Here is a 12,390-nt window from a genome sequence, read left to right on the forward strand (position 1 = left end):
TTACATTAAAGTCTGAACTAAACTTAAAGCAAATTGCCCGCGAACACCAAGTTTGCGGGCAAAATATCTTATTGGCAACGGATGAACGCAGCAGCGGGAAAATGCCGCTACTTCAGATTGAGTGCGGCCTTGATCGTCGCGTCGTTTTCGGTCTGCTGGACGACGACGCCGTACCAGCCGAGCCCGTCGTAATCTTCGTAGCCAAGAGTGTGCGCGAAGGCGACGATCGAGTCGTTATTGTCGTAGTAGCTGCCTTTCGCCTGGCCGGACGGATTGGCGAGCGCGAAATGGGAAAACAACAAGGCGGGATTGGTGGTGGCGATGACCCGGCTCTTGCCGTCGAGCAGCATGACCGTCGTTCTTTCCGCCAGCTGCGGCGGCAGGTTCGCCTCTTTCTCGACGATCGCCTGGCCCTGGTTCTGCCAGTCGAAATAGACGCCGAGCGTGCCGACCAGCCGCCCGTCGAGCTTGCCCTCTTCGCGGATGCCTGTGGCATAAACGAGCGCATGCCTGTTATCGTGCAGCGGGCTCGCTTTGACGTCGTCGACAATGTACGCGTCGCCGGAGGAGCAGGCCGACGCTGCGCGGAACCACGGATCGCTGGCAAGGCTCATGCCTGCGAGCTTGCGCTGGAACTTGGGATTGGCGGATGCGACCACTTTGCCCGAGAGATCGGTCATGACGAGATCGAGATAGACGGTGTAGAAGCGGTTGATGGCGCCGAGACGCTCCGCTGCAAAGGCGGCGGTTTCCCGGCTCTGGTTCTGCAGCGCCTGCCAGAGTGATGGGTCCGTCGCCCACCAGCGCACATCGGCCGTGCGCTCGAAGAGATTGCGGACGATGAGCTGCACCAGCGTCTGCGCCAGATCGGTGAGGCGAACGCCCTCCATCTCTTCGACCAGCGAATCGGCCATGGCGCGGCTGAGGCCGATGCGGCCGAGCACGTTGCTCTCGAACCTGCCGGTGATGTCGGTCGCGATCTGCGCCAGCCGCTGCACTTCGTTGGCAACGACGGCAAAACCCTTTCCAGTCTCGCCGGCTCTGGCCGCCTCGATCAGCGCATTGATTGCCAGCAGCTTGATCTGCTTGACGATATGGGTGTTGTCGGCGCTGAAGCGCTCGAGGTCGGTGCTGATGCCGTCGGTGACGACGCGCATGGACCGCGGTGTCGCATTCTGCGACTGGGCAATGGTTTCGGCGCTAAGCGGCTTCATCAAACATGATCCTGGAAGGAGCGGGGAATTGTTTGTGCGGTGAAGAAAATTTCGAGATCAGCGATAAAAAACGATGCTTGCCTATGGTTTTCAATTGGTTAACGCTGAGCAGTCAGAGGCGAACATTTTAGGGGGAATGGCTAAAAAGAGGGTGATTTCGGAGCTATGGCGCAGATACGGCACGATTGAGCCCGAGGCTGAAAGGCGATTTGCGATTCTCCCGCCTTGCTCGCGATTTTTTCGCCAATCGGGTTTTTCTTTCGCTACGATGGAAGCCGTCACCCGTTGCGTTCCCGAGTCGAACGCGTCCCCCGTTCCGGTTAAGTCAGTATCAAGAGCCAGGATCATGCACTCGGTTCTCAGAAACCCGATGAGAGGCATTGCGCTGAAAGTCTCGTCGGTCGTGGTCTTCCTGGCCATGCAGACCTTCATCAAGCTGGCGGGCTCGGACATTCCGCCGGGTCAGGTCACCTTCTGCAGGTCCTTCTTCGCGCTCTTCCCGATCATGGCCTATCTGGCCTATAACAGGCAGTTGCGCGCCGCCTTCTACACGGCCAATCCAATCGGTCACCTCAAGCGCGGCACGATCGGCATCTTGTCGATGGCTTTCGGTTTCTACGGCCTCCTGCATCTGCCGCTGCCGGAGGCGATCGCGCTTGGCTACGCGTTGCCGCTCGTCGCCGTCATCTTCGCCGCCGTTTTCCTCGGCGAGACCGTGCGCATCTATCGCTGGAGCGCCGTCTTGGTCGGCATCGTCGGCGTCGCCATCGTTTCCTGGCCGAAACTCACGCTGTTTCGCGACGGCGGCATGGAAGCCGAACAGGCCGTCGGCGCGCTCTGCGTGCTGTTCTCGGCCGTTCTTGGCGGCATGGCGATGATCCAGGTGCGCCGCCTCGTCGAAGAGGAGAAAACGGCGACGATCGTGCTGTATTTCTCGATCACCGCCTCGGTCTTCTCGCTGGCTTCTCTTCCCTTCGGCTGGCTCATCCTGCCATGGCCGACAGCGCTCTATCTGATCGCCGCCGGTTTTTGCGGCGGCGTCGCGCAGATCCTGTTGACGGAAAGTTATCGCCATGCCGATGTCTCCACCATCGCGCCGTTCGAATATACGTCGATCCTGCTCGGGGGCATCGTCGCCTATTTCGTCTTCGGCGACGTGCCGAGCGTGACCATGCTGATCGGCACCGTCATCGTTATCGCCGCCGGCATCTTCATCATCTATCGCGAGCATCAGCTGGGCATCGAGCAGAGAGAGGCGCGCAAGGCCACGACGCCGCAAGCCTGAGAGCGACAGGCGCATGTTATCAAGGTTTTAACGCGGGGATTGCGGTGGCTTGAAACTTGCTCTCAACGACTGAAAAGAGTGGTGAATTCTTGGGATACCGTCGGCCTGTGGAATATGATTGTTGAAGATGAGAGAGTATCATTTATTCCAAGCTGTGCATGTCTGAATGGCCGCTGATGCCGGATGAGCTCTCGGTATCGTTGCTCCGAACGCTGGCCAGCGAGCGGAGGTGGAGAAAAGCAGAATGGCATTCACAGCGGAGCAATTGGTGGGGAACTCTTCCTTTCTGATGAGCATTCGCTTTTTGGCTGGGCAGATGCGCGGCATGTTCGATGCCGGTCCGCGGCTGGCGCGATTGCTCGCTTCTCATCAACGCTGGGTTCTGACCCAGACTGCCTATGCCCTCCACCTGGAATATGATCCGCGCGACCCGACGTCGGGTTTCACCGCCGTGCGGCTGACCGGGCGCATCACCGCACACAAGGTCGCGAGCCGCAACACGGTGCTCGCCTTCATCGAAGAACTCTATACCTACCGCTTCATAACCCACACGCCCGGCGACGAGCGGCGGCGGCCACGTCATTTCGAACCGGCCGATGTCAGCCATCAGGGGATGTTTGCCTGGCTTTTCTCCAATCTCGGTGCGCTCGACCTGCTCGACGGCGGTCAAAGGGCAGCCTTTTTCCAGGCAAATCCATCAGTGATGCGGCTCATTCAGCCGCGCATTGCCCGCCATTGCCTCGAAGATGCCGCCTGGCGCGAACCGCCGGAACAGGTGGCGCTGTTCCTCTGGACGGAAGCCGGCGGCCTCGTCGTCGATAATTTCATCGCCCGGATGGATATGGAAGGCAGCGAGCCGAGGAGATTGTCGGTCGGCCGCGTCGAAACCCGTGCGCTCGCCGCCGATTTCATGATGTCGCGCACCCATCTGCAACGGCTATTGGCAAAGGCGGCGCAACGCGGCTGCGTCGGCTGGTATGACGAACCGCGCAAGACGCATCTTTGGATATCGCGGGATTTTGTCGAGGAATATTGCGCCTGGCAGGCGGTCAAGTTCGCCTATGTCGACGAAGCCTTCGAATGGGCGAAGGCCCAGATCGAGGAAATGGCGATCTGACCAGAGCACTTCCAGCAAAAGTGCGCAGCGGTTTTACGTCCGGAATGCGTGAAAACAAAGAGATAGAGCATTTCCATGACTCGGAAATGTTCTAGAGAACGATCGCCGCTGTACCTGCGCCAATGCGGGATCCGGCATCGGCCGGCTTGACCGAGAGTTCGCGCTCATATTCCCGCGCGGCGCAGACGGCAACGCGGATATGCTCGAATGTTTCGATGTTGCGCAGAAGCGATATCAGGATCGTCGACATGTCGGGGTACTCTTGACACGAAAGGGCAGGCGATGCGCCTACAGCGCTGCGCGTCTTTTTAAGAGGCGCAAAGGACGCTGCAACACTTTGAGTCTCTGCTCAATACTGCTGGAAGTCCGAAAAAATGGCGTTCGGACGCGCCGTGCGGCTGTTGATGCCGGTGCCGCGGGCAATCATCTGTTCGTTCGTGGCAAAGCCGAAACGGCTGTAGCCTTGAGTGGAACGAACCTGGTCGCCGGCGAGGCGAAGGGTTTCAAACCCGCTATGGATAGGACGAAAACGTTTGCTCATGGCCTTGGTTCCTGTGATTCCTCCCAAGACACAGCTCATATTGCAATGCAGCATTAATTCCGCAATGCGTCATGACGGGTTGCAGCCATGCGAGCAATGCATAGCTTGATTCATAAATTATTCAACTTTGGCTAATTTCTAAGCAAAGAGAGGGACTTAAGCTTCGCCTGAAAGGCCAGCAGGTCGTTCCAGGCCAGCCGCTTGTTTACAGGTGCGGTTAACAGATCCTGCGGATGCAGGCTGGCTATGGCAGGAATGACACAGTCCGCAACGGCAATCTCCTTCCAGCGGCCGCGCAGGCCGTGAATCGTATCGTTTTCGCCGAAGAAGAAACGCGCCGAAAAATTGCCGAGAAGCAGGATCGCCTTCGGTTCGGCAAGTGCGATCTGCCGCTCGATGAAGGGTCGGCAGATGTCCATTTCCGCCGCCGAGGGCGCACGATTGCCAGGCGGGCGCCAGGGGATGACCTGCGTCAGCAATATGGCTGAGCGCTTCAGCCCGATCGCCGCCAGCATCTTGTCGAACAGCTGGCCGGATTTCCCCGAGAAGGGCATGCCCTCGCGATCGTCTTCGGCGCTCGGCGCCGAGCCGATCACCATGATCCCACTTTCGGCATCGCCGCTGGCAAAGATCGTCGAGCGGGCGCTGTGCTTGAGGTTGCAGCTGTTGAAGGCTTCGATCGCGGTCTTGAGTTCGACAAGCGATCGCGCGGTTTCGGCGACGAACCGCGCCTGCTGCACCGCCTCGCCGTCAGGGATCGCAGGTTGTGGGCCGGGCGCTGCGCGTTCGGCAGGCGCTGGGCGGGCCGCTGCATTCGGACGCGGCGGTGCCTGACCCGCAGGGCGTTCCCCAGCGGCAGGTTGCTGCTGCGCCGCCGCCGCCGCCGGGCGGCGGGCGGCCTTCATCGCCTCGAACTCGGCGAAGCGGTCGATCGCCTCTTCCTCCAGCAGCCATTCCACGCCGGCATCCGCATGGAAATGCAGAAGCGCTGCAAGCTCGGCGGGGGAAAGGTCGTTGGCGGAGATCATGCGGCAAGTCTAGCGGAGTGACAGGGGCATTGAAAGGGCGGGTGGCAGATTGCCCGCCCTTGTCTTCGCTATTGCACAGTCCATTGCGCGATGTCGTCGCGTTCGCCGATCAGCGCCAGACCATGGGCGATCGACAACAGTTCGCCGCCGCTTTCGATCCGGTCGCGCTCGAAGCGTTCGGTGAAGATGCGGCGCACCGCCGGCACGAAGGAAGTGCCGCCGGTCAAGAACACCTTGTCGATCTCCGCAGGCTTCGTTTCGGTCTTGTCGAGCACGTCGTCGAGCGCGCCTTCGATGCGGGCGAGATCGTCGGCGATCCAGCCTTCGAAATCGCTCCTCTTGATGCTGCGATGTCCACCGCGACCGAGTGGCGCGAAATCGAAAGGCGCTTCCTCCGAGGCCGACAGCGCCATCTTCGTCGCCGACACAGCCTGATAAAGCGGGTAGCCCTCGTCATGGTCGATGAGGTCGATGAAGATTTCGAGCTTTTCCGGCTCCAGGCTGGTGCGCACCAGCTTCTTCAGATCCTCGAATTCGCGCGTCGTCTTGAAGATCGACAGCTGGTTCCAGCGGCCGAAGCTGGAATAGTAGTTGGACGGCACTTCGAGGATCTTGTCGAAGCTTTTGAAATGGCTGCCCTTGCCGATCATCGGCGCGACGATGTTGTCGATCATCCTGTAGTCGAAATGGTCGCCGGCGACGCCGACGCCGGAATGGCCGATCGGCGTTGCCGTCAGCTTGCCGGCGACGGTTTCGAAGCGGATCAGCGAATAGTCGGTCGTGCCGCCGCCGAAATCGGCGACCAGCACGGTGGCATCCCGCTTTAGGTTCTGCGCGAAGTAGAAGGCGGCGGCGACCGGCTCATAGACATAGTGGATCTCGGGAAAACCGAAGCGCGACAACGCCTCAGTGTAGCGTTCGGTCGCCAGCGCCGGATCGGGGCTGGCGCCGGCAAAATGCACCGGTCGGCCGGTGACGATGCGGCTGACGTCTGAAGGCCAGTTGTCGCCGGCATAGTTGCGCAGGCGCCGCACGAAGACCTCCATCAGATCCTCGAAATTATGCCGCTTGGCAAAGATCAGCGTGCCCTGGAACAGCGCGCTCGCCGCAAAGGTCTTGATCGACTGCAGAAAGCGACACTCGCCGGGATTGTCGATGAATTGGCGGATCGCCGCATGGCCGGCCTCCACCTTCAGTGCGGAAGCGCCGAGCTGGGCATCCTTCATGAAGGAAAGCGCCGTGCGCATGCTGTCTGCCGTACCCTCCGTGCTCGTGAACGCCATCGAGCGCGTCGTCCCGCCGTCCGCCATGGCGAGAACCGTATTCGTCGTGCCGAAGTCGAAACCCAGCGCCTGAGCCATGCTCGCACCTCTTCATGCCGATTGTTATTGGAGACGGAGCATCGCTCCGCAAAAGGGCGTGAGACGCCCGGATTCAGGAGGGCGGGTGATGCCACAGGGGCGTGACACATTCAAGGGGATTTAAGAGCCTATATGTTTCGTAGCTACGCTGCCTTCCTTTCTTCTCCCTGGCGGGCGAAGAGGGTCGTCGCAAGGCAAGTCAGCACTGCCGAGGCTTGCAGACCGCCGTTACTCGGCGGCCATCGCCCTTGCCTCTTGCAACTCCGGCTCCTCGACCTTCTTCTGGCCAGTCAGCCGGCCGAGGAAGTTTCCGAAGCGGTCCATCTCGACGAAGATGACGGGGGTGATGAAGAGCGTCAGCATCTGCGAGACGATCAGGCCGCCGACGACGGCGATGCCGAGCGGCTGGCGCAGTTCCGAGCTTGCGCCGGTGCCGAGCGCGATCGGCAGGGCGCCGAGCAGGGCGCAGAAGGTCGTCATCATGATCGGCCGGAAGCGTCGCACGCAGGCTTCGTGGATCGCAGGCGTCGCCTTTTCGCCCCTCGTGCGCATGGTCTCCACCGCCACGTCGATCATCATGATCGCGTTCTTCTTGACGATGCCGATCAGCATCAGCAGGCCGATGAGGGCGATGATCGACAGGTCGAAGCCCACGATCTTAAGGGCCAGCAGTGCGCCGAATGCTGCGGCCGGCAGGCCGGAAAGGATGGTGAGCGGATGGATGAAGCTTTCATAGAGCACGCCAAGCACGACATAGATAGTCAGCACCGCCGCCAGGATCAGATAGGGCGTATTGCCCTGCGACTGCTGGAAGATCTCGGCCGTACCGCCATAGGACGTGAAGACGTCTGCCGGCACGCTGATGTCCTTCTTGATCTGGTCGATTGCCGCCGTCGCATCGCTGAGCGAGACGCCTTCCGGCAGGTTGAAGGAAACGGTGGTCGAAACCAGCTGGCCCGTCTGGTTGATGGTGACTGGCCCGGTGGTGCGTTGCACATGCGCGAAGTTCGAAAGCGGCACCAGGCTGCCATTGGCAGAGGCGACACGGATCTCCGAGAGCTTCTGATCGTCCCAGGGTTTGCTGGTATCGTATTCGACGATGACGTCGTAGCTGTCGCCGGTCGACTGGATTTCCGCGGCAGGATATCCGCTGAAGGATTCCTGCAGCGTCGTGCGTAGCGTGTCGTTGTCGATCCCGTAGGCGGCTGCCCGCTCGGTATCGATGACGATATTGGCCTGCAGGGCGTTGTTTTGGGCATCCGATGTCACGTCGGTGAACAGCCGCTCCTTGCGCATCGCCGCCTGAATCTTGCCGGCCCAGAGGTTGGTCTGATCCGCACTCAGCGCCTGCACCACCAGCTGATACTGGCTCGCGGTCTGGCGGCCGCCGAAGCGCAAGCTCTGGTTCGGCGTCACGAAGGCCTGGACGCCTGGGATCTTGTTGATCGCCGTGCGCAGCTCGCGCAGTGTCTGATCTAGCGGCGGACGCTCTTTCTTGTCCTTGAGTTCGACGAACATCGAGCCGTTGTTCTGTGGTTTGTTGGGATTGCCGCCGATCGTCGACATCACGTGGTTGACCGCCGGGTTCGCCTTGACGGCGGCTGCCGCCTGCTGCTGCAGCGCCTCCATGGCGGAATAGGAAATGTCCTGCCGGGCCTGTGTGCTGATCGTCAGGCGGCCGATATCTTCCTGCGGGAAGAAGCTCGTCGGCAGCGCCATGAAGAAATAGATCGTTAGCGCCACCGAGCCGAGGAAAACCCCGAGGATCGTCAGGCGATGCTGAAGGCACCAGCCGACAGCCCTGTCATAGCCGCGCAGCGTCCGTTCAAAGCCGGCATCGAAGATGCGGATGAGGAGCGGCGGGCGGCTCTGGTGGTTGGACAGACGTGAGGCGAGCATCGGCGTCACGGTTAGCGAGACGATGGCCGAGGAGATGATGGCGATGGCAACCACCATGCCGAATTCGTTGAACACGCGGCCGACGACGCCGCCCATCAGCAGGATCGGGATGAACACCGCAATCAGCGACACCGACATGGAAATGATGGTGTAGCTGACTTCGCCCGCACCCTTGATCGCCGCTTCCCGCACCGGCATGCCTTCTTCGACATGGCGCAGGATGTTTTCGAGCATGACGATCGCGTCGTCCACCACGAGCCCCACCGCGAGCGTCAGCCCGAGCAGCGAGATGTTGTCGATGCTGTAGCCCAGCACATACATCATGCCGAAGGTCGAGATCAGCGACAGCGGAACGGCGAGCCCCGGGATGATGGTTGCTGTGGCATGGCCGGTGAAGAGGTAGATGACGAGAACGACGAGGCCGATCGTCAGCAGCAGCGTGAACTTCACGTCGGAGATGGCATCGCGAATCGGTTTTGCGGCATCGTTCATGACGACGGTGTTGACCGAAGGCGGAATTTCGGCGTGAAGCTGCGGCAGCTTGGCGTTGATCGCATCGACGACATCGACCGTGTTGGCATCTGGCTGACGCTGGATGGCGAGGATGATGCCGCGTTGGCCGTCATACCAGCTGCCCGTATACTGGTTCTGAACGCTGTCCTGCACATCGGCGATATCGCCAAGGTGGACGGGTGCACCGTTCGGATTGGCAATGACGAGCGAGCGGAATTGTTCGGCATTGGTGCGCTGGGTATTCGCCGTGATCGTCATGCTCTGTGAATTATTCTGCAGCGTTCCCACAGGCTGCTGGCTGTTGGCGGCAGCGAGCGCCTTGTTGACGGTATCGATGCCGATGCCGCGGGTTAAAAGCTTGTTGGGATCGACCTCGACGCGCACGGCATAGGTCTGCGCACCGTAGACGCTGACCTGGGCAACGCCGGGAAGTGTCGATAGCGACGGCGAGATGATGTTCTCGGCGATCTCGTCAAGCTTGCTGCGCGGCATAGTGTTGCTCTGTACGGAGAGCAGCATGACAGGCGCATCGGCGGGGTTGGTCTTGCGATAGCTCGGCGGCGTCGTCAGATTGTCGGGCAGTTGCCGGGTGGCATGCGAAATCGCGGCCTGCACGTCGGCTGCGGCCGCATCGATATTACGACTGAGGTCGAACTGAAGCACGATGCTGGTGCTGCCGAGCGAACTGGAGGCGCTGATTTCAGTGATCCCGGGAATGGTCTCGAACTGCTTGATCAGCGGTGTCGAAACCGAGGTCGCCATCGTCTGCGGCGAGGCGCCGCTCAACTGCGCCGAAACGTTGATGGTGGGAAAATCGACCTGCGGCAGCGCCGCGACAGGTACGAGCTGATAACCGGCAAGACCGGCCAGAATGACGCCGATGGCAAGCAGCGTCGTTGCGACGGGGCGCTGGATACAGAAATTCGGGATCATTGCTGAGCTCCCACCGCGATCGTCTCGGAGGGCTGCTGTTGCCGAGGCGCTTCGGCGGAGGCGACATCCAGCGCCTTTTCGTCGAACTGCTCGTTGATCGCCTGCTGGTCGCTGAGCTGGCCCTGGCCCTCGACGACGACATGATCGCCTGCCTGAAGACCTGATTCTATGGCGGTGAAGCCGCCATTTGCGCGGGCAATGGTGACGGGCGTCAGATGCGATTTGCCGTCTTTGGCGACGAAGGCGAAGAAACCCTCCGGGCCGGGGCTGACGGCAACCGTCGGCACCACCACCTGCTGTTCGTCATTGTTGAAATGCACGACGATGTTGACCGACTGGCCGGGCCAGAGCGCGCCGGAGGCATTTTCGAATTTCGCCTTGGCGAGGATCGTGCCCGAGGCCGTATCGACCGTATTGTCGTAGAAGCTGATCTCGCCCTTTCGGATTTTGCCCTTGGTGGAATTGGGAGCCGTGCTGACCTTGACCGGACCGCTTGCCAAAGCACTCTTCAGCTCCCGCAGATAGCGCTCCTGCAGGTGGAATTTCACATAGATCGGATCGTATTTGGCAATGGTGACGATTGCCGCACCGGCACTGAGGAATGCACCCTTGCTGACAGCGATATCGCCGAGCCGGCCGTCGAAGGGCGCGCGGATATCGGTGTGCTCGAGTAAGATCTGATCGGAGGCAAGCGACGCCTTGTCGGCGTCAACAGTGGCTGCAGCGGTGTCGCGGGCGGCAACCGCCTGGTCGAGGCTCTGCTGGGTGCCGGCCTTTTGATTGAAGAGATCCTGCGCGCGCGTCAATGCGGTTTCGGCTTCCGAAAGCGTTGCCGCGTCGCGCACGATCATCGCATTGTCCTTGTCGACGGTCGCCTTGGCCGTCCGGTCGTCGAGCTTGGCGATCAGGTCGCCGGCTTTCACGGTCGCCCCATCCGGCGCATCGATGCTGACGACCAGACCCTGCTCCTGCGCGGCGATGGTCGTGTTGTCATCGGCATCGGCCCAGCCGGTCGCCGTCACATCCATCGGCAGCGTCGTTTTCACGGCCGCAACCGTCTTGACGACGGTCGGGCCCCCGCCGCCGCGTCTGCGCCCGCCGCCCTGATGTTGCCCACCGTCCTGCGCCTGATTGGCCTGCCCCTGATCGGCCTGCGCCTGCTGCCCGCCGACATTGCCGGCTTCCGGCTGCTTGATGAACTGCGAGAGGTAGGGAATGCGGGAGGCATAAGGGACCAGATTCCCGAATTGCCAGACGCCGACGGCGGCAACTGCGATAACGCTGACGGTGATCCAAAATTTCTTCATGGGCGAGACCGGTGTTTGGGCAAGGTTGCGGGGAGCAAGGTTGCGAATATTATACCCCGATTAAGCCACTTATATTGCGGCTCAAAAAAGACATAATTCCCGGGGGTGTGATCACTAAGTGGTTATAACGGCTTAAATTTTTGTAATGAATATTCCGTAATATTCAAACTGTACTAATATAGCCTCAGTGTTACCCAATGCCGTTTGGCGGAAGCGACGCAAGCGGTTCGGCAGAAGGCGATGTCGATCCGCCTGCCGTTCAGCGCACGGGAAGAACATGGGAAAAACCAAGAAGGCAGGTCGTCATGACCGAGTTGGACACCAGCGAATTTCGCTCTCTCATAATAAGCGTGTTTCCTGAACTGACGGCCTCCGTCTTTAAGCTGGCGGCCAGGGGCTGGGATTCGCTTGCCGTCGACGTCGATGACACGCTGATCTTCAAATTTCCCCGCAATCTCGGCGCGGAAAGAGCGCTTGTGAAAGAAGCCGCCTTGCTCGACATTGTTCGACCGTCGCTGTCGATGGCGGTTCCCGACATGCGCATTCACGACGGGCCGCCGATCTTCTCCAGCCATACCAAGATCGAGGGCGAACATCTCATTGCCGAAGATTACGATGCGCTTGGCGCAAGCGATCGTCAGCGCCTCGCGGAAGATCTCGCGCGTTTTTACGCCGAGCTGCATGTGCTCGATGCCGATCGCATACGCTCGGCGGGTGCCGGGGCAATCCAGCCATGGCAATTGCCCGAGACGGTGCGAATAAAGGCTTTGCCGTTGCTGCCGCCTGACATCAGGAGTTTTGCGCAGGCCATTATTTCGGATTTCGAAGCCTTGCCTCCCGATCCCTACGGCAACATCTACGGCTTCTTCGACGGTCACGGCTGGAACATGGCCTTCGATCATGCGCAAAGGAGGCTGAACGGCATTTACGATTTCGCCGATTCCGGCTTTGGCCCGCTGCACCAGGAATTCATTTACTCGAACTTCATCTCGCCCGATCTGACCGCGCGCATCATATCGGCCTATGAAATGCTGACCGGACGCAGGCTCGACCGGCGGCGCATTGCGATCCTGACCGGCTTCCATCGTCTGTCCGAGCTCGCCGAACTTGCGGACGATCCGGCGAACGTCGAACAGATGATCCGAAGTGTGGCGACATGGGCGACGGCGGTCCGCGTCGGCTGAGAGGGAAT

At 60.5% G+C, this 12,390-nt stretch carries 11 protein-coding genes; 3 read left to right on the top strand and 8 right to left on the bottom strand.

The genetic code is table 11. The features are described from left to right. Positions 1 to 107: 107 nt before the first annotated feature. Positions 108 to 1,214: a methyl-accepting chemotaxis protein gene (locus tag N2600_RS34440; RefSeq protein WP_222293113.1), complete on the bottom strand. Its 1,107-nt coding sequence runs from the start codon at positions 1,212 to 1,214 to the stop codon at positions 108 to 110. A 90-nt stretch (positions 1,215 to 1,304) separates the two neighbouring features. Continuing rightward, positions 1,305 to 1,562 carry a hypothetical protein gene (locus N2600_RS06455; protein WP_222293116.1) on the bottom strand — a complete coding sequence of 86 codons (258 nt, stop codon included), beginning with the start codon at positions 1,560 to 1,562 and terminating at the stop codon, positions 1,305 to 1,307. On the opposite strand from N2600_RS06455, the gene N2600_RS06460 reads away from it, so the two are divergent. Both N2600_RS06460 and N2600_RS06465 read left to right on the top strand, forming a co-directional pair. Beyond that, on the top strand, positions 1,561 to 2,499 hold the full coding sequence (locus tag N2600_RS06460) for a DMT family transporter (protein WP_162118969.1): 939 nt from the start codon (positions 1,561 to 1,563) through the stop codon (positions 2,497 to 2,499). The genes N2600_RS06455 and N2600_RS06460 overlap by 2 nt on opposite strands. A 244-nt stretch (positions 2,500 to 2,743) precedes the next feature. Next, positions 2,744 to 3,616: a hypothetical protein gene (locus N2600_RS06465; RefSeq protein ID WP_162118970.1), complete on the top strand. Its 873-nt coding sequence runs from the start codon at positions 2,744 to 2,746 to the stop codon at positions 3,614 to 3,616. Positions 3,617 to 3,707: 91 nt separating this feature from the next. On the opposite strand, the gene N2600_RS06470 is transcribed toward N2600_RS06465, so the two are convergent. From N2600_RS06470 to N2600_RS06495, 6 genes are all read right to left on the bottom strand, one after another. Further along, on the bottom strand, positions 3,708 to 3,866 hold the full coding sequence (locus tag N2600_RS06470; protein ID WP_164902133.1) for a hypothetical protein: 159 nt from the start codon (positions 3,864 to 3,866) through the stop codon (positions 3,708 to 3,710). Positions 3,867 to 3,965: 99 nt separating this feature from the next. Next, positions 3,966 to 4,157 (bottom strand): hypothetical protein, encoded by a 192-nt coding sequence (locus N2600_RS06475; protein WP_017963605.1) that lies wholly within the window; start codon positions 4,155 to 4,157, stop codon positions 3,966 to 3,968. Between the two features lie 131 nt (positions 4,158 to 4,288). Then, a complete protein-coding gene (locus tag N2600_RS06480; protein WP_222293119.1) occupies positions 4,289 to 5,185 on the bottom strand; it encodes a uracil-DNA glycosylase in 897 nt (298 codons plus the stop codon). 68 nt (positions 5,186 to 5,253) lie between these two features. Continuing rightward, positions 5,254 to 6,546 (bottom strand): Hsp70 family protein, encoded by a 1,293-nt coding sequence (locus N2600_RS06485; protein WP_170261272.1) that lies wholly within the window; start codon positions 6,544 to 6,546, stop codon positions 5,254 to 5,256. Positions 6,547 to 6,774: 228 nt separating this feature from the next. Next, entirely contained in the window at positions 6,775 to 9,891 is a 3,117-nt protein-coding gene (locus N2600_RS06490) for an efflux RND transporter permease subunit (RefSeq protein WP_170261273.1), read from the bottom strand. Beyond that, positions 9,888 to 11,198: an efflux RND transporter periplasmic adaptor subunit gene (locus N2600_RS06495; RefSeq protein WP_222293129.1), complete on the bottom strand. Its 1,311-nt coding sequence runs from the start codon at positions 11,196 to 11,198 to the stop codon at positions 9,888 to 9,890. Before N2600_RS06495 ends, N2600_RS06490 begins: the two co-directional genes overlap by 4 nt. Before the next feature lie 305 nt (positions 11,199 to 11,503). Between N2600_RS06495 and N2600_RS06500 the strand changes: the two genes are divergently transcribed. Continuing rightward, the gene (locus N2600_RS06500; RefSeq protein ID WP_222293132.1) at positions 11,504 to 12,382 is read left to right on the top strand and encodes a phosphotransferase family protein; all 879 of its coding nucleotides are present in this window, start codon (positions 11,504 to 11,506) and stop codon (positions 12,380 to 12,382) included. Positions 12,383 to 12,390: the final 8 nt, after the last annotated feature.

This window comes from Rhizobium sp. WSM1274 (assembly GCF_025200775.1).
GTDB classification, from domain to species: Bacteria; Pseudomonadota; Alphaproteobacteria; order Rhizobiales; family Rhizobiaceae; genus Rhizobium; species Rhizobium leguminosarum_I.

Excerpts from the sequence above, each read along its gene's own strand:
- N2600_RS34440 (WP_222293113.1), bottom strand. The coding sequence starts at position 1,214 with ATGAAGCCGCTTAGCGCCGAAACCATTGCCCAGTCGCAGAATGCGACA.
- N2600_RS06495 (WP_222293129.1), bottom strand. The coding sequence starts at position 11,198 with ATGAAGAAATTTTGGATCACCGTCAGCGTTATCGCAGTTGCCGCCGTC.
- N2600_RS06500 (WP_222293132.1), top strand. The coding sequence starts at position 11,504 with ATGACCGAGTTGGACACCAGCGAATTTCGCTCTCTCATAATAAGCGTG.
- N2600_RS06475 (WP_017963605.1), bottom strand. The coding sequence starts at position 4,157 with ATGAGCAAACGTTTTCGTCCTATCCATAGCGGGTTTGAAACCCTTCGC.
- N2600_RS06485 (WP_170261272.1), bottom strand. The coding sequence starts at position 6,546 with ATGGCTCAGGCGCTGGGTTTCGACTTCGGCACGACGAATACGGTTCTC.
- N2600_RS06460 (WP_162118969.1), top strand. The coding sequence starts at position 1,561 with ATGCACTCGGTTCTCAGAAACCCGATGAGAGGCATTGCGCTGAAAGTC.
- N2600_RS06465 (WP_162118970.1), top strand. The coding sequence starts at position 2,744 with ATGGCATTCACAGCGGAGCAATTGGTGGGGAACTCTTCCTTTCTGATG.
- N2600_RS06455 (WP_222293116.1), bottom strand. The coding sequence starts at position 1,562 with ATGATCCTGGCTCTTGATACTGACTTAACCGGAACGGGGGACGCGTTC.
- N2600_RS06480 (WP_222293119.1), bottom strand. The coding sequence starts at position 5,185 with ATGATCTCCGCCAACGACCTTTCCCCCGCCGAGCTTGCAGCGCTTCTG.
- N2600_RS06470 (WP_164902133.1), bottom strand. The coding sequence starts at position 3,866 with ATGTCGACGATCCTGATATCGCTTCTGCGCAACATCGAAACATTCGAG.
- N2600_RS06490 (WP_170261273.1), bottom strand. The coding sequence starts at position 9,891 with ATGATCCCGAATTTCTGTATCCAGCGCCCCGTCGCAACGACGCTGCTT.